Source organism: Microbulbifer sediminum (assembly GCF_021729035.1).
Taxonomy (GTDB): Bacteria; Pseudomonadota; Gammaproteobacteria; order Pseudomonadales; family Cellvibrionaceae; genus Microbulbifer; species Microbulbifer sediminum.
Window position 1 is genome coordinate 155,649 of sequence record NZ_JAJSAP010000006.1, and the last position, 16,512, is coordinate 172,160.

General features: G+C 64.0%; 16 protein-coding genes. 12 read left to right on the forward strand and 4 right to left on the reverse strand.

The genetic code is table 11. The features are described from left to right. Nucleotides 1–84: 84 nt before the first annotated feature. On the reverse strand, nucleotides 85–1,230 hold the full coding sequence (locus tag LVD11_RS12005) for a beta-ketoacyl-ACP synthase III (protein ID WP_237059330.1): 1,146 nt from the start codon (nucleotides 1,228–1,230) through the stop codon (nucleotides 85–87). Between the two features lie 161 nt (nucleotides 1,231–1,391). Next, a complete protein-coding gene (locus tag LVD11_RS12010) occupies nucleotides 1,392–2,078 on the reverse strand; it encodes a ComFC family protein (RefSeq protein ID WP_237059331.1) in 687 nt (228 codons plus the stop codon). 124 nt (nucleotides 2,079–2,202) lie between these two features. On the opposite strand from LVD11_RS12010, the gene bioB reads away from it, so the two are divergent. Genes bioB through bioC form a run of 3 tightly spaced genes read left to right on the forward strand, consistent with a single transcriptional unit; the run spans nucleotide 2,203 to nucleotide 6,073 of the window. Continuing rightward, nucleotides 2,203–3,252 carry a biotin synthase BioB gene (bioB, locus tag LVD11_RS12015; RefSeq protein WP_237059549.1) on the forward strand — a complete coding sequence of 350 codons (1,050 nt, stop codon included), beginning with the start codon at nucleotides 2,203–2,205 and terminating at the stop codon, nucleotides 3,250–3,252. Continuing rightward, nucleotides 3,249–4,472 carry an 8-amino-7-oxononanoate synthase gene (bioF, locus tag LVD11_RS12020; RefSeq protein WP_237059332.1) on the forward strand — a complete coding sequence of 408 codons (1,224 nt, stop codon included), beginning with the start codon at nucleotides 3,249–3,251 and terminating at the stop codon, nucleotides 4,470–4,472. The genes bioB and bioF overlap by 4 nt, the downstream gene beginning before the upstream one ends. After that, a complete protein-coding gene (bioC, locus tag LVD11_RS12025; RefSeq protein ID WP_237059334.1) occupies nucleotides 4,469–6,073 on the forward strand; it encodes a malonyl-ACP O-methyltransferase BioC in 1,605 nt (534 codons plus the stop codon). The genes bioF and bioC overlap by 4 nt, the downstream gene beginning before the upstream one ends. Nucleotides 6,074–6,104: 31 nt before the next feature. On the opposite strand, the gene LVD11_RS12030 is transcribed toward bioC, so the two are convergent. Next, a complete protein-coding gene (locus tag LVD11_RS12030) occupies nucleotides 6,105–6,590 on the reverse strand; it encodes a L,D-transpeptidase family protein (protein WP_237059336.1) in 486 nt (161 codons plus the stop codon). 317 nt (nucleotides 6,591–6,907) lie between these two features. Here LVD11_RS12030 and bioD point away from each other — a divergent pair, with 317 nt between their 5' ends. From bioD to LVD11_RS12050, 4 genes are all read left to right on the forward strand, one after another. After that, the gene (gene bioD, locus LVD11_RS12035; RefSeq protein WP_237059338.1) at nucleotides 6,908–7,591 is read left to right on the forward strand and encodes a dethiobiotin synthase; all 684 of its coding nucleotides are present in this window, start codon (nucleotides 6,908–6,910) and stop codon (nucleotides 7,589–7,591) included. Nucleotides 7,592–8,040: 449 nt separating this feature from the next. Further along, entirely contained in the window at nucleotides 8,041–9,822 is a 1,782-nt protein-coding gene (locus LVD11_RS12040) for an acyl-CoA dehydrogenase C-terminal domain-containing protein (RefSeq protein ID WP_237059340.1), read from the forward strand. A gap of 167 nt (nucleotides 9,823–9,989) precedes the next feature. Further along, entirely contained in the window at nucleotides 9,990–10,175 is a 186-nt protein-coding gene (locus tag LVD11_RS12045; RefSeq protein ID WP_091514741.1) for a DUF3094 family protein, read from the forward strand. Then, nucleotides 10,175–10,840 carry a nitroreductase family protein gene (locus LVD11_RS12050; RefSeq protein WP_237059342.1) on the forward strand — a complete coding sequence of 222 codons (666 nt, stop codon included), beginning with the start codon at nucleotides 10,175–10,177 and terminating at the stop codon, nucleotides 10,838–10,840. The genes LVD11_RS12045 and LVD11_RS12050 overlap by 1 nt, the downstream gene beginning before the upstream one ends. 88 nt (nucleotides 10,841–10,928) lie before the next feature. On the opposite strand, the gene LVD11_RS12055 is transcribed toward LVD11_RS12050, so the two are convergent. Then, the gene (locus LVD11_RS12055; RefSeq protein ID WP_237059344.1) at nucleotides 10,929–11,390 is read right to left on the reverse strand and encodes an EVE domain-containing protein; all 462 of its coding nucleotides are present in this window, start codon (nucleotides 11,388–11,390) and stop codon (nucleotides 10,929–10,931) included. Between the two features lie 178 nt (nucleotides 11,391–11,568). On the opposite strand from LVD11_RS12055, the gene LVD11_RS12060 reads away from it, so the two are divergent. The 5 genes from LVD11_RS12060 (at nucleotide 11,569) to LVD11_RS12080 (ending at nucleotide 16,405) form a co-directional block, all read left to right on the forward strand. Beyond that, nucleotides 11,569–12,702: a sensor histidine kinase gene (locus LVD11_RS12060; RefSeq protein WP_237059345.1), complete on the forward strand. Its 1,134-nt coding sequence runs from the start codon at nucleotides 11,569–11,571 to the stop codon at nucleotides 12,700–12,702. Further along, nucleotides 12,662–13,492 carry a LytR/AlgR family response regulator transcription factor gene (locus tag LVD11_RS12065; RefSeq protein WP_237059346.1) on the forward strand — a complete coding sequence of 277 codons (831 nt, stop codon included), beginning with the start codon at nucleotides 12,662–12,664 and terminating at the stop codon, nucleotides 13,490–13,492. The genes LVD11_RS12060 and LVD11_RS12065 overlap by 41 nt, the downstream gene beginning before the upstream one ends. Before the next feature lie 173 nt (nucleotides 13,493–13,665). Continuing rightward, a complete protein-coding gene (locus tag LVD11_RS12070) occupies nucleotides 13,666–13,974 on the forward strand; it encodes a hypothetical protein (protein WP_237059347.1) in 309 nt (102 codons plus the stop codon). Continuing rightward, on the forward strand, nucleotides 13,971–14,117 hold the full coding sequence (locus tag LVD11_RS12075) for a hypothetical protein (protein ID WP_237059348.1): 147 nt from the start codon (nucleotides 13,971–13,973) through the stop codon (nucleotides 14,115–14,117). The genes LVD11_RS12070 and LVD11_RS12075 overlap by 4 nt, the downstream gene beginning before the upstream one ends. Nucleotides 14,118–14,296: 179 nt before the next feature. Then, nucleotides 14,297–16,405, forward strand: a complete 2,109-nt coding sequence (locus LVD11_RS12080) for a mechanosensitive ion channel domain-containing protein (RefSeq protein ID WP_237059349.1) — start codon at nucleotides 14,297–14,299, stop codon at nucleotides 16,403–16,405. The last annotated feature ends 107 nt before the right edge of the window (nucleotides 16,406–16,512 follow it).

Consider the following 16,512-nt stretch of genomic DNA (forward strand, 5'->3'; position numbering starts at 1 on the left):
TCCTGCACGTTAATGTGCTGGCACAAAAAAGGCGGCCCTGCGGCCGCCCTTGTGTCTATCTGGTTATTCTTTACAGGGGCTGCTTCAGGCCCGGATTTTCTCCACCACCAGGCTGCCGATGGAGTAACCCGCGCCAAAAGAGCAGATCACACCGCGATCGCCCGGCTGCAGGTCCTCACGATGGAGATGGAAGGCGATCACGGAGCCGGCACAGCCGGTGTTGGCGTAGCGGTCCAGGACCACCGGCGCGCGCTCGGCGCTGGCAGCATCGCCCATCAGCTTTTTCGCGATCAGGTTGTTCATGTTGATATTGGCCTGGTGCAGCCAGTAGCGGGGCAGTTCTGCCGGCTCACCCCCGGTATCGCGCACGTGTTCCTCGATATGGGCCGCCGCCATGGGGCAGACTTCCTTGAACACCTTGCGCCCGTTCTGGCGAAACAGCTTGCCATCACCGAACGGGTCCACATCCGCGGCGCGCGCCGTGTAGCCGAAGTTGGAACGGATATTGTTGGAGAATACGGTTTTCGCGCGGGTGCCGAGGATCTCCCAGGCATCGCTGCTGGTGCAGGTCTCACGGCGTTCCACCACGGTTGCGACTGCCACGTCACCGAAAATGAAGTGGCTGTCGCGGTCGGTGAAGTCGATCTGCGGCGAGGCCAGCTCCGGGTTCACCACCAGCACGGCCCCTGCCGAGCCCGAGCATATGGCATCCACTGCCCGTTGCAGGGCGAAGGTGGCGGAGGAACAGGCCACTTCCATATCAAAGGCAAAGCCGTCGATGCCCAGTGCATCCTGGATCTCGATAGCAATCGCCGGGTAGGCCCGCTGCAGGTAGGATGCGCCCACGATGACTGCGTCGATATCCCCTGGCTTCTTGCCCGCGGCAGCGAGGGCGTCCTTCGCCGCGGTGACACCCATTTCCGCCTGCAGGCACAACTCGTCGTCGGCGCGTTCCGGCAGGAAGGGGCGCATACGCTGCGGGTCGAGGATGCCCTCGGGGCTGACCACGTAGCGGCTCTTGATTCCCGAGGCCTTCTCGATAAATTCCGCCGATGACAGCGGCTTGGCTGCCACCTCTCCGGCCTCGATCGCCGCAGCGTGCTCGGTATTGAACTGCTCGGCAAAACGATTGTAGGCCTCGACCAGCTCTTCATTGCTGATCGAATGGGGCGGTGTCCAGAGGCCGGTGCCGCTGATCACCACGCTGTGCGGCAACTTGTTGTCACTCATCGCTGGAATTCCCGTCTGGCGCTCGACGGCATGCGAGCGGCTGGTCACTAGGTATAACGTTAGCAGCGCTGGTCATGGTTGAGACTCTGGTACCAGACTGGCGCGGGGCGCTATTGTGACGGGATGTCGCTATCGGGTCTATTTCCGATGAGGACGAAGTGTCACGGGGTTCTGGCCATTGCGAAGGTGCAAATGGACAGGGCGCCGGCCTGTCGCAGGCTCCGTGCGGCGGCCTCGAGGGTGGCGCCGGTGGTCATGACATCATCCACCAGTCCGATGCGCAGCCCCTCGACCCGGCGGTGCGCCGCAAAGCAGCCCTCCAGGTTGCGCAGCCGCTGACTGCGGTTGAGCTGTTGCTGGCTGGGGCCGGACCTCAGTCGTCGCAACGCGCCCGTATCAACAGGCAGCTGCCAGTGGTGTCCCAGCCTTGCGGCGATGACCTGGGCCTGGTTGAAACCGCGCTGCCAGTAGCGGCGCCAGTGCAGCGGGACCGGCACCAGGATGTCAGGCGGGACGTCGGGCCGCAGTCGTTCTGCCGCGAGCAGGGTGAGGCTGTGGGCGGCTGCCATATCCCCGTGGTCCTTCAGGCGTCGCACAAGCTGCGCCACGGGGTAAGCGTAGTGCCAGGCACAGTGGGCAGCGTCAAACGCCGGGGGGTGGCGCAGGCACTGCGGGCAAGTGGCCGTTACCGGCAGGGGGCGGGCGCAGCGGGGACAGGTGCAGCCCAGCTGCGGCAACTCTGCCGCACAGCTTGTGCAGATCCCCGCCGCATTGCCTGCGGGCGCCTGGCACAACAGGCACAGTGCCAGCCGGCGTGACAAAAAGTGTGAAATCAGTCTGTAAACCATTCCCTGGCCATCTGGTTGACAGCGTACCGGTCACCGCTACACTGGCGGCTTAACCTGTGCCATCCATAACAAACCGTCAGCAATAACCGATGGGAGACTACCCCCTGTGACTGCCGCCCAGCAAATGCCGGTCGCCGAAGTGCGCCACGACTGGACTCGCCAGCAGGTCCTGGACCTGTTTGCGCTGCCGTTCAATGACCTGCTGTTTACCGCCCAGCAGGTTCATCGCACGCATTTCGACCCCAACCGGGTTCAGGTGAGTACCCTGTGTTCCATCAAGACCGGTGCCTGCCCCGAGGACTGTGCCTACTGCCCCCAGAGCGCCCGTTACGACACCGGCCTGGAGCGGGAGCAATTGATGAAGGTTGAGAAGGTGGTTGAGGAAGCGCGTGCGGCCAAGGCCAGTGGCGCGACCCGGTTCTGTATGGGCGCGGCCTGGCGCTCGCCCAAGAAGAAGGACATGCCCTATGTCACCCGCATGGTGCGGGAGGTGAAGGCCCTGGGGCTGGAGACCTGCATGACCCTTGGCATGCTGAAGGGCGATCAGGCGAAAGAGCTGGCCGAGGCCGGCCTGGATTATTACAACCACAACCTGGATACCTCGCCGGAGTACTACGGCGAAATTATCACCACCCGCACCTACCAGGATCGCCTCGAGACCCTGGACCAGGTGCGCGCCGCGGGTATGAAGGTCTGTGCCGGTGGCATTGTCGGCCTGGGGGAGGGAGAGAAGGATCGCGCCGGGCTGTTGATGCAGCTGGCCAACCTGCCGGAGCACCCGGAATCCGTGCCCATCAATATGCTGGTAAAGGTGGCCGGTACACCGCTTGAGGATGAAAAGGACCTCGATCCGTTCGAATTTATCCGCTGCATCGCCGTGGCCCGCATCATGATGCCGAAGTCCCATGTGCGCCTGTCCGCCGGGCGTGAGGCCATGAGCGACGAGATGCAGTCGCTGGCCTTCCTGGCCGGAGCCAACTCGATCTTCTACGGAGAGAAACTGCTCACCACCGGCAACCCCGAGGCCAACGAGGATATGCAGCTGTTCGCGCGCCTGGGCATCAAACCGGAGGAGTACCAGCAGTATGCTGACGAGGCCGAGGTGGAGGCGGAACTGTCGGCGCGTATCAGTGAACAGGAAAGCGATCCCTTCTTCTACGACGCGGCAAAATGACCTCCACCGCACCGCTGGCGGAAGTGCTCCGCCAGCGCCTCGCCGAGCGCCGCGAGCGCAATCTCTACCGGGACCTGAAAACCCTGGCCGCGGCTCCCGGACCGCAGGCCGAGGTGGACGGCGTGCCGCTGGTGACCTTCAGCAGCAATGATTATCTCGGGCTTGCCACCCACCCCGCGGTGATCGCCGCGCAGCAGGCCGGTGCAGAACTGGGGGCGGGGGCTACCGCGTCGCACCTGGTCAACGGCCACCTGGAAGTGCATGAGCGGCTGCAGGACAAGATCGCCGGGCTGACCGGGCGGCAAGCGGCACTGGTGTTCTCCAGCGGCTATATGGCCAATGTGGGCACCATCTGTGCCCTGGTGGGCCGCGGCGACAACATTATTTCCGACAAGCTGAACCACGCCTCGCTGATCGACGGTGCGCGCCTGTGCCGTGCGGAGAGCCTGCGCTTTGCACACAGTGACCTGGCCGCACTGGAGCGGCAGCTGCAACGGGCGCAGCGCAATGGCGGCAACATCCTGGTGGCGGTGGACGGCGTCTACAGCATGGACGGCGACTGTGCGCCCCTGCGTGAGGCGGCGCAACTGTGCCGCGAGTACGGAGCCTGGTTGATGGTCGACGAGGCCCATGGCTTCGGGGTTATGGGCAGCGCGCAGCTCCCCGCCGCCGGCAGTGCCGCGGCCGCGGGACTGGGACAGGACGAGGTGCCGGTGCTGATGGGCACGCTGGGCAAGGCGGCCGGCAATGCCGGGGCCTTTGTGGCCGGCTCCCGCGAGCTGGTCGATTACCTGGTGCAATTCGCCCGCCCCTATATCTATACCACCGGCATGCCACCGGCCATTGCCGCCGGCAACATCGCGGCGCTGGACATCATGCAGGACGACCCGGACCACCGGCGCCGGCTCCATGACCGCATCGGGCAGTTCCGCCGCCGCGCTGTCGAGCTCGGGCTGCCGTTGATGCCCTCCGCCACTGCCATCCAGCCGGTGCTGCTGGGGGAGGAGGAGGCAGTGGTGCGGGTTGCCGGCCGCCTGCAGGAGCGGGGCTTCCTGGTGGGAGCCATCCGCCCGCCGACGGTGCCCGCCGGCACGGCGCGGCTGCGGATCACCCTCTCTGCCGCCCACAGTGAGAACCAGATCGAGGACCTGCTGCTGGTCCTGACTGACGCCTTGGCCGAATACGGCATCAACGGCGAAAGCCCGGGGGGTCGCTCGTGAACGACTCCCTGGCGCTGGTATTCCTGCATGGCTGGGGCGGCGACGGCCGTCTCTGGGAGCCGCTGTGCACGGAGCTGCGCGCACGCACGGACCTGCCGCTGGTCACCATTGACCTGCCCGGGTTCGGCGAGCGGGCCGGCGAACCCTGGCCCGATGACGACACCCTGCTCGCCGATATCGCCGGCCGGCTGCCGGGCCCCTGTGTCCTGGTGGGGCACTCGCTCGGCGGCATGCTGGCACTGCGACTGGCAGCACGGGACCGGCGCCTGGGGCAAAACGTCATCCGCGGCCTGTGCACCATCGGGGCCAACGCCACCTTCGTGCGGCGCGGGGACTGGCCGGGGATGGAGCCGGGTGTCTTCGAGGAATTCTGCCGCTCGTTTGCCGCCGACCCCGCGGCGACACAGGCCCAGTTCTGCGGCCTGCAGGCGCGCGGTGACCGCTCCATGCGCGCGGTAATGAAACAGTTGAGGCAGTGGGCCGCGCCTGTTTGCGCCGATGATTGGCGCGAGGCGCTGGCAGCGCTGGGGCGCTGGGACAACCGCAGGCTGGTCGCCGGGGCGGGGGATGGCGATGTGCCGGCACTGCACCTGTTTGGCGACGGCGATGCGCTGGTACCTGCCGCAGCGGCCGGTGAATTCCGCCGGCTGGGCGCCGCTACCGAGGTTATTGCCGGTGCGGGGCATGTGCCGCAGCTTTCCCGCCCGGAACGGGTGGCGGAGAAAGTCTGTTCGCTACTGCGGCGGTGTCATGAACCCGGTAGTGGTGCCACCCCCTTCGACAAAAGCGCGGTAGCGCGCTCCTTCGGCCGGGCAGCCGAAAGTTACGACGGTGCGGCCCACCTGCAACGGGCGGTATGCCGCCAGCTGCTGGGAGGCGTGGAAACGGCGTTCGCCCCGCGGCGCATCCTCGACCTGGGCAGTGGCACCGGCTACGGCAGCGAGCTGTTGCGCCGGCGCTTTCCCGATGCGGAGATTATCGCGCTGGACCTGGCCGAGGGCATGCTGGAGTACGCGCGCCGCGAGCGGCCGGTGGCGGACCACTATATTGCCGCCGATGCGGAGCAACTGCCGCTGGCGGACGGCAGCGTCGACCTGGTGTTTTCCAGTATGGCGCTGCAGTGGTGCTACCGGTTGCCACTGCTGTTCGGGGAGCTGCAGCGGGTACTGGCCGGCAACGGCCGCTGCCTGGTGGCCACGCTGGGGCCGGGTACCCTGGCGGAGCTGCGCTGCAGCTGGGCCGAGGTGGACGGCGCGGTGCACGTGAATCGCTTCCTGCCGTCGCGGGACTGGCTCGGCGCGGCCTCTGCTGCGGGCCTCGCCGGGTCCCTGCAGGCGGAGCAGCGGGTGCTGCACTTCGAAACCGCGATGCAGCTGATGCGGGAGCTGAAGACAATAGGCGCCCACAACGTCAACCGGGCCGCGGGCCGGGGGCTTACCGGCCGGGCCCGGTTGCGGGCCCTGGCCGGGGCTTACGAGCGGTGGCGGACGCCCGCGGGGCTGCCGGCTAGCTATGAGTTGCTGTACCTGGACCTGGAGGCAGGGGAAGGGCTAAACAAAACGGGCGCCGGCTGTACAGCGGGCGCCCGTGGCGTGATCTGAGCGTCCCCCGGAAACCGGGGGAAGGCGGGAATCAGGGATAGATGGAGATGGGAGTGGGGGTGTCCACCATGGCCCAGATTTCGTCCATCTCGCGGTTGTTGACCGCGATACAGCCGTCGGTCCAGTTCATCTTCTTCAGGTAATCTGCCATACCGGTCCACTGGGGCTTGATACCGTGGATCATGATGTCGCCGCCGGGATTGACCCCCAGGCGCCGCGCGCGGGCCTTGTCCCGCTTGTCGGGGTAGGAGATATGGATCGAGCGGTAGAAGCGGCTGTTCGGATTCTTCCAGTCGAGGGTATAGCGGCCTTCCGGCGTGCGCTCGTCCCCCTGCTGCACCTTGTGGCCGCGGGGATTGTCGCCGAAGGAAACCTTGTAGCTCTTGAGCACCCGGCCATTCTTCTTCAGCTGCATCAGTGACTTGGATTTATAAACCACGACCTCGTCCGCCTTGGTAATGGCAGCGGAGGCGAAGAACGGGGCAAGCATCAACAGGGCAAAAGCTATGTATCGCATAATCTCGGTAACGCGTCTGGTTGGTCAAGGTTCCGGTTGTGTCAGCTTCCCTGCTGTCGCATGGGGGCAGGCTGGCAGGGCCCGAGGTCCTGGCAGTACAGCGCATGCGGTGCGACTTTAATGGCAATGCTGGTTGACAGCGCTGTCCCTGGTTGCCAGCCCGGGCGTGCCCGGGACTTTATTGGAGCGATTATCCTAACACCGGGCTATATAAAGCTTTGGCTTGATCAATAATTGCTCTATGTGGGTAATTTATCAGCAAGTAGACGGCGTTTAAAGAGGCGTCAAGAAAAAACTGCGAATCCAGGAGTGAACCAGTGGCCAGATCTTATTTTGTCGCCGGCACCGATACCGAGGTGGGCAAGACCCATGTGACTGCAGCGCTGCTGGCGGCGGCTGCCGCCCGCGGGCTCAAAACCGCCGCCGTAAAGCCGGTGGCCTCCGGCTGCGAGTGCACCCATGAGGGCCTGCGAAATGCCGATGCGCTGCTGCTGCAGGAAGCCATGACCATGGAGTTGCCCTACCAGCAGGTCAACCCGATCGCCCTGGAGCCGGCTATTGCCCCCCATATTGCCGCAATGGAGGCGGGAAAACGGTTGGATGCAGGTCGCATGGCCGGCGTTTGCCGGGGTGTGATCAGTGGCGGCGCTGACCTGGTGCTGATTGAGGGGGCGGGGGGCTGGCGCACCCCCCTGGGGCCTCGGGCCTTCCTCTCAGACCTGCCGCGGGAGCTGGATATTCCGGTGATCCTGGTGGTGGGGATGCAGCTGGGCTGTATCAATCACGCATTGCTCACTGCTGAGTCCATCCGGCGCGATGGCCTGCAACTTGCGGGCTGGGTGGCCAACTTTGCCCGTGAGGGTATGGCGCGCCCGGAGGAAAACCTGGCCACGCTGCACCATCTCCTGCCGGCCCCGCTGCTCGGCGTGGTGCCGTTTGACGAGGCGGCCGATTACCGTAGCGCTGCCGCGTACCTGAACCTGGATCCGCTACTGGCCTGACCGCGCTCTTTGCCCCCGGGGCGACCATACGGCTCGACCCGGGGTTCTTTCCCGACCAGGCGGTTCTCCTGTGGGATACGGCAACACGTGAGCCCCGGTATCCGTCAGTGAGCGCTGCCGCCCCGATTGCAGTGTGAGTGCCTGTCCTGCCAGGAAAGGGAGGGGCGTACCAGCAGCGTCTGCTGCCAAGTCACACGCCTGGAACCAGCATCTGCACGCACATTTTTTGTCCTGCAGTCATCCCGCCCGGTTCCCGGCGACACTGGGCCCCCCTTCCGCACATACTCTCCCGGCGCCGGGGTGCCGCTCGACCCGGGTATGAACAGCCAGTCGGGTTGGCTCGTTACCACTCCCACCAGAGTGTGGCGGGATAATCGCGGTTGACAGGGGGAGGGCGCAGGCATAAATTCAAACACATGTTTGAAACAACTGAATGAGGCACACGGAGCATGGCAGACTATAAGGCCCCCTTGCGGGAGATGAACTTCCTGCTGCACGAAGTTTTCGCTGCGGATGAGCTGTGGGCGCGCCTGCCCGGGCTGGCCGGCGCTGTGGATCGCGAGACCGCGGATGCGATTCTCGAGGAGATGGCCAAGCTCGCCGCCAACACCCTGGATCCCATCAACCGCTCCGGCGATGAAGAGGGCTGCCAGTGGAACGACGGCGTTGTCACCACGCCGGAGGGCTTCAAGGAGGCTTATGCCACTTTCTGTGAAGGTGGCTGGGGCGCCCTGCTGGGTAACCCGGAGTATGGTGGCATGGGCATGCCCAAGATGCTGGGCGCCCAGGTGGAGGAAATGATCAACGCCGCCAATATTTCCTTTGCCCTGTACCCGGTGCTGACTGCCGGTGCCTGCCTGGCGCTGGATGCCCACGGCAGCGAGGAGCTGAAGCAGAAGTACCTGCCGAAGATGTACGAGGGCACCTGGTCCGGCGCCATGGACCTGACTGAACCCCACGCGGGTACCGACCTGGGCATCATCCGCACCAAGGCGGAGCCGCAGGAAGACGGCAGCTACACCATCACGGGTAGCAAGATTTTTATTACCGGCGGCGACCAGGACCTGTCCGAGAATATCATCCACCTGGTGCTGGCCAAGCTGCCCGACGCCCCCAAGGGCCCCAAGGGCATCTCCCTGTTCCTGGTGCCGAAGTTCCTGGTGAACGAGGATGGCAGCGTGGGCGAGCGCAACGCGGTCAACTGTGGTTCCATCGAGCACAAGATGGGTATCAAGGCCTCCGCCACCTGCGCGATGAATTTTGACGGTGCCAAAGGCTGGCTGGTGGGCGAGGTGAACAAGGGCCTGGCGGCCATGTTTACCATGATGAATTACGAGCGCCTGGGTGTGGGCATCCAGGGCCTGGGAGCCTCCGAGCGCTCCTACCAGAACGCGCTGGACTACGCCCGTGAGCGTATCCAGAGTCGTTCCCCGGCGGGTCCCCAGCAGGCCGACAAGGCGGCGGACCCGATTACCGTACACCCGGATGTGCGCCGCATGTTGCTCACCCAGAAAGCGCTGATTGGTGGCGCGCGCGCCCTGTCCACCTATGTGGCGCAGTGGCTGGATATCGCCAAGTTCGGCGAGGGTGAGGAAAAGAAAAACGCCGAGGCCATGGTGGCCCTGCTGACACCGGTAGCCAAGGCCTTCTTCACCGATATGGGCCTGGACTGCACCGTGATCGGCCAGCAGGTCTTCGGTGGCCACGGCTATATCCGCGAATGGGGCCAGGAGCAGCTGGTACGTGACGTGCGCATTACCCAGATCTACGAGGGTACCAACGGTATCCAGGCCCTGGACCTGGTGGGCCGCAAGACGGTCGCCAACGGCGGCGCCTTCTTCAATCTGTTTGCCGACGACGTACAGGCGTTTATCGATGCGCACATCGATCACGAGCCGCTGGCGGAGTTCGTGCAGCCGCTGGCCGAAGAGCTGCAGCGCCTGCGCGACGTGACCGCGCGGATGATCGAGGCCGCCAGGGAGGATCCCCATGCGTCGGGCGCCGCCTCGGTGGAGTACCTGCACCTGTTTGGCTATGTAGCCTACGCCTTCATGTGGGCGAAGGCGGCTGCAGCGGCCCTGCCCAAGGTGGAACAGGACAGCTTCTACAAGGGCCAGGTCAAGACCGCACGTTTCTACTACCAGCGCCTGTTGACGCGCACCCGCGCACTGGCGGCCAGCGTCGACGCCGGCAGCCACAGCCTGATGGATATCGAGGAGGAGCTGCTGTAGGCAGCCCCGCTGTAAGCGGCCTCCCCCGCCCGTATCCCAAGCAGCCTTGTCAGCCCCGCCCTGCGGGGCTTTTTTTTGCCCTGCGGCCGCGCCGCATCGTCGACGCTTTATCCGCCGGCGCCTTTCTCCTAAACTCGGTGCGATAACAACAACACGAATCGAGTGCCATGAGCGACAAGAAAAAACTCTCCGACGAGGACCAGGCCCGGGTCGACCAGTTCCTGCGTTCGGGTGTCAACGAAACCGAGCGCAAGCCGTTCCGCCCGCTGTTGCTGCTGGCGGTGATCGTGGCCGTACTCACCTTCCTGTCACTGCTCAGCCTCTTTATTGCCAGTACCAAAGGGGTGGTCTGATGGCCGGGAAAGACTTTGCCCCGCTGGAGTTCGAGCCGCTGGAAGAGGCGGAAATGTGCCGCCGGGCCAGTGGCTTTTACCAGCTGATGCGCCGGCGACGCACCGTGCGGGATTTCAGCGCCGCGCCGGTGCCGCGGGCCGTGATCGAGGATGCCATCCGCACCGCCGGCAGCGCCCCCAGCGGCGCCAATATGCAACCCTGGCATTTCGTGGTGGTGGAAAGTGCGGAGATCAAGCGCAGGATCCGGCTGGCGGCCGAGGAGGAAGAGCGCGAGTTTTACCAGCGCCGCGCCTCCGAGGAGTGGCTGGAGGCCCTGGAGCCACTGGGCACCGATGCCCACAAGCCGTTCCTGGAAACCGCACCCTACCTGATCGTGGTGTTCCTGAAGAAGTTCAGTAGTGGCGAGGCCGGCGAGCGGCGCAAGAACTACTACACCTCGGAATCCGTCGGTATCGCCACCGGCATGCTGATCGCGGCCCTGCACAATGCCGGGGTGGCGACACTGACCCACACACCGAGCCCGATGAAGTTCCTGAATGAAATCCTCGGCCGGCCGGCGACGGAAAAGCCCTACATGATCCTGGTGGCAGGGTTGCCAGTGAATGGCGCCGAGGTGCCGGCCATCGACAAGAAGCCATTGGAGGCGATTGCGGAATTTATCTAGCCGGCCCCAGGGAGATACTATGGCCCCTCCCGCCAGCAGCCCGCGCCGGGGGATGTTACCGGGTTCAATTGAGCTGCCAGAGAGCCAGTCAGCCCCGCCCGAGTTCCAGCAGGTGCCGCCACTGGCCCGGCGTCACCGGCTGCACCGACAGCCGTCCCTGCTTCACCAGCACCATTTCCTGCAGTTCGGGGTCGGCCTTGATTTCCGCCAGCGGTACCGGCCGCGCGAATTCATCCTGCCAGCGGATATCCACGCAGAACCAGCGCGGCTCGCCAGCGGTTGATTTGGGGTCGAAATAGGGTGATTCAGGGTCGAACTGCGCCGGGTCCGGGTAAGCGGGCCTTACCACCTCCGCCGTACCCACCACTGCCGGCAGCCGGCAGGCACTGTGATAGAAAAGTACCCCGTCCCCCTCCTGCACCCGGTCGCGCAGGAAATTCCGCGCCTGGTAGTTGCGGATTCCGTCCCAGCGACCCGTGCGGCCCGGCTCCGCGGCCAGGTCCCGGAGACTGTATTCGTCGGGCTCGGACTTGAAAAGCCAGTAATTCAAGGGGGCTCCTGCGGCAGTCTGTTGTGCTGCTGCGCCCGGTGGTATTTCGCCCGGCGCAGAGGCGAATTAGTATGTTTGACCAGAGTGGGAAGGTCCCCCGGCGCCCAGAGGGGCGGTTGGCGGCTTCCCGACAGTGAATTCTGCGCGGATCGCGGTCCGTGCGCAATCGCGGAACCATATGGGCAACAATGTCTTTCACTGGCTGGCCGAGCGGCTGGCCACGCACCGCTGGCAATACCGGGCGCTGCAACTGTCCGGCTGGGGCGGTTACACGCTGCTCACGTTCGTGGGCAGCTTCTTCTGGGTGGAAAACCACTGGCTGCACACCGGTTACATCGTCGCGGCCACCGCGACCGGCGTCCTGCTGTCCGAGGTTATGCGGCGGGGTTTCCAGCGCCTGTGGAACAGGCCCCCAGCGGTGCGGCTGTTCGGATCCCTCGGCGTGGTGGTGCTGGCCGCGACCATCTGGGCCGCAATCAAGTTCGCCGGCTCGGCCTGGCTCTACGGTACAGAGAAAGGCGAGCACCCGGCGGTACTGGCGGTTTACTGGTTCTCATACTCATTCCTGATCCTGATGACCTGGGCGGCGCTCTACTACGGCATCAAGTACTACCAGACTTCGCTGGCACAGCAGGCCAAGGCCCTGCGTGCAGAGTCCATGGCACACCAGGCCCAGCTCAAGATGCTGCGTTACCAGCTTAACCCGCATTTTCTCTTCAATACGCTGAACGCCATCTCCACGCTGATCCTGGACAGCCAGGGGCGCACGGCCAACGACATGGTGTCGCGGCTGTCACAGTTCCTGCGCCACTCGCTGGATAATGACCCGATGCAGAAGGTCACGCTGGCGAAGGAGGTGGAGGCCCTGATGCTGTACCTGGACATCGAGAAGGTACGCTTCGATGACCGGCTGACGGTGAACGTCGACCTGGATGGTGACTCGCCCCGGGCACTGGTTCCCAGCCTGTTGCTGCAACCGCTGGTGGAAAATGCCATCAAATACGGTATCTCGCAGCGGGAATGGGGCGGCGAGATCAATATCAAGGCACGGGTATTTGCCGGTGAGCTGTTGCTGGAGGTGAGCGACAATGGTCCCGGTGTATCCGAGGAGGTTCTGGCCGGGCTGGGATCGGGCCAGGGCGTCGGGATCCGCAATACCTGCGAGCGGCTACGAGCGCTCTACGGCCCCGAGCAAAAAGTGCGCTTCCGCAACCGCAGCGAGGGAGGGCTGGCGGTACATATAAGAATTCCCTACGAACAGGAATCGAGACATGAGTGGCAACCGAGACAGACTGAGAGCCATCGTAATTGACGACGAACCCCTGGCCCGGAAGGGCCTGCGCCTGCGGCTGGAGGCGCTCGGGGATGTGGAGGTGATCGCCGAGTGCAGCAATGGCCGCGAGGCGCTGGAGCAGGTGCCCGCGCACCGGCCGGATGTGCTATTCGTGGACATCCAGATGCCGGGCATCGACGGCCTGCATATGGTGCAGCAATTGCCGAGGGAGGAGATCCCCCAGGTAGTTTTTGTCACCGCCTATGACCAGTATGCGGTTGAGGCCTTCGAGGTCAACGCCGTGGATTACGTGCTCAAGCCCATCGAGGAGGAGCGGCTGCGGATCGCCATGGAGCGGGTGCGGGAAAAAATCGCCAGTGCCGATATTGCCAGCCAGCGTGAGCAGCTGCTGGAAGCCGTGGCAGATCTCACCCGCGAGTCGCCGGATGTGCTGGAACAGAAGCTGGCAGCCGGGGCTTTTCAAGGTGAGTTGGGCGGCAGTCGCTTCCCGGAAAAAATTGCCATCAAGGACGCCGGCAGGATCACCCTGGTACCCGCTGCCGACATCGACTGGATCGATGCCGCCGGCGATTACATGTGTGTCCATGCCAGCGGCGAGACCCATGTCATGCGCATCACCATGAAAGAGCTGGAGCAACAACTGGACCCGGCAAAATTCCAGCGCATTCATCGCTCCACGATCGTGAACCTGGGCCGCGTGCGCGAGATCTGCGCACACATCAACGGTGAGTACCACCTGGTACTGAACAATGGTGAGCGGCTGAAGATGAGCCGCAGCTACAAGAGCAAGGTCCAGCACTTCCTCTGAGGTAGCTGGGCGGTGGACGCGATGCACTGACCATGCGGGTTGCAGAGCGACTGCAACCCGGCCGGCGCACTGTCCAACCCCTGTCCCCTCCCGCGGTCACCCACATTGACTGCGGGGTTCTGCCTCTATTGCAGAGACTTAAGCAGAGACCCAGCCAGTTGTGAGGGCCGCCCATGCGCCTTGTCGTCGCTCTGTCCTGCCTCGTCTGTGCTCTGCCGCTTGCGGTCGTCGGCCAGGAGAGCATCCAGAACCTGCCCTCCGGTGCCGAGGAACTGACGGCACGTGGACCGACCTGTTACTACGCCGGCGGCTATTTCTATCGTCAGGAAGACCGTGTCGACAGTGAGGATTTCCTGCGCGTGAAGCCGCCACCCTATAACTGGCGCAACTATTACCGTGACCATGAGGCTCCACTGGTTCCGGTCTACCCGAAAGCCGCGCCGCGGAACTGGCCAGCGTCGATCCTGATACCGGGGACATGAACCGGCGCCAGCAGCGCAGCTACCGCGATGCCTACCGGCGCTGTATTCGCCAGAGTAGCCCCCTGGACCCGGACTACCGCAGCCGGGAATATCGCGACCGGGTCAGCCGCCACCGCTCCGCCCCGGCACGCATCTATCGCTGACGGCCGGCGACAAAACCGCTCAACTACACTGAGAGGTATGTCTGCGGATGCGCACTGCATCTGCGTGCTGCTGCATATTTTGCCGCCAGGTTTTTCATGGACTGAGTCAGGCTATGGTGGGTGATCCGGGAACTTCCCCTCCGTGCGCGCGTGGCGCAAATCCATTCCTGCCCGCCTGGGTGGCAGTACTGTCTCTCGCGTTGCTGTTCTCCCTGTTTTCCTGCCAGGCGCTGGCGCAATTGCCGGGAACCAAGAAACCCGAGGAATTCTCCCCGGTCATCCCCGAATTCGACAATCTTTCCCCCGACTGGTGGACCCCCTGGCCAGATGCCACCCACGACCAGCGGGAGGAATGGCTCAAGGCGCTTGAGGAAGCCTGGCAGGAACGACGCGAGAAACTGCCCGACAGTGAACCGGTGCAGGAGCTGGCAAAGTCAATTGGTACGGCGCTGGATGACATTGAGAGCACCTGGGCGCGAAACCGGGAATACGCCAAGACCCCCTTCCTGCCGGATATCAAGTACCCGCAGGATCCCAATGTCCTGCAGTGGGCCGAAACCGATGCCATCGTCACCAAGTCCCGCCGGCGCCTGTCCAGTTTGAAACTGGAAGAACAGAACCTGGATGAAGCGCTTGCTGCCTCCCTCGACCAGTTGCGCCAGCAGGTAGTGGCGCTGCGGGATGCCAGCGGCGACCCCACCGCAATCCAGGTGGCCACATTGAACCTGCTGCTGGCCCAGCTGAGGCACCTCGATACCATTGAGCGCCGCAAGATGATCGAGGAGCGCAGTGCCGCCTGGCAGGAGGAAATCCGCCTTGCCGAGCAGCAACTGGCGCGTATGCAGGCAGAGCTCCAGTACAGCGAGGCTGCGGGCAAGCGACTGCAGCAGGATCTCGACAAGAAAGAACAGGCGATCAGTGAGCTTGCCGGGCAAAGGAAGCAGCTGGCGGAAACGAAGCTACGTTCGACCGACCAGAGCCTGCGGATGGAGCGACAGTTGAGGTTGATGGAGCTGGCCCTGCAGGAAACCGAGGAAACGCTGCGCCGGCACAAACTCGAACAGCTGCAGGCCATGAACACGGTCCTGGATCCGGAAGCGGAAGATGTGAAGCTGGTGCAGAGCCGCAAGCTGGTGGAGAGTGCCCGCGAGCGGGTGGACTCGACGTTACGGGAACTCAATGTCCGCCAGCGCCAGGTCGCAAGCTGGATACGGGATGACAGTGAGGTCATGAACCGCTGGTGGAATTCCTTTGAGCGGGTCAGTAACTCGGTCACCCAGATCGATGAGCTGATTGAGGATGTGCTGCGTTATGAGGCCGCAGCGCTCAAGGTATTCCAGCAGCGCCAGGGCTGGTGGCGGACAGTCAGCGAGCGCGCCGGCTACCTGGGCAACATGGTGACCAACAGTTGGCGCACACTGGCCAACTACAAGCTGTTCTCCATTGCCGAAAACCCGATTTCGCTGCGGGATATCGCCAAGATCCTGCTGGTGTTGATAGGCGCCTTCTTGGTTTCCAAGCTCACGCGGCGATTCCTCGGCCGGCTGGTGGCAAAAAACAAGGCCAGTGAATCCTCCATGTACAACCTGGGGCGGGTGCTGCACTACAGCCTCGTCGCCATTGGCCTGTTGGTAGCCCTGGTCATGCTGGGACTTGATACCTCGAAGCTGGCCCTGGTCGCAGGTGCCCTCTCCGTGGGTATCGGTTTTGGCCTGCAGGCGATATTTTCCAATTTCATTTCCGGGCTGATCCTGCTGTTTGAGCAGCCCCTGCGTGTCGGCGACCTGGTGGAGCTGGAGTCGGGGGTGTTCGGCCGCATCCGGGATATCAATGTCCGCTCCACCCGTATCACCACCCGTGACAACATCGACATCCTGGTACCGAATACCGAGTTTGTCGCCGGGCGGGTGATCAACCATACCCTCGACGATCCGGTGCGGCGTATCCATGTGCCATTCGGGGTGGCTTATGGCTCGGATCCGGATGCCGTGCGGGAAGCGGCCCTGGAAGCGGCTGAACGCGTGAACATCACCCACACCGACTGGCAGCGCAAGACCGAGGTATGGCTGATGGAGTTCGGTGACAACGCACTGAATTTCAAGCTGGTGGTGTGGGTCAACAGCAATATGGTGTCGCCGCTCGGTGATCCCTATGCCCTGTACAACCTGGAGCTGCTGCGCGAGTTCAACCAGCGGGGTATCGAAGTGCCTTTCCCGCAACGCGACGTGCATGTGCGCAGCTGGGAGCCGCCTGTACCTCTGAACCTGCGAAGGGACAGGCCCCGGTAACGCGGCGTGCCCGTGACCGATGCGTACCGGCTTGCCTGGCGCTAAACGTTTGCCTCCGGGTCTGGTAATGTTGGATTTGGCGCAGTGTGCCGGTTTGCGCGAGCCTG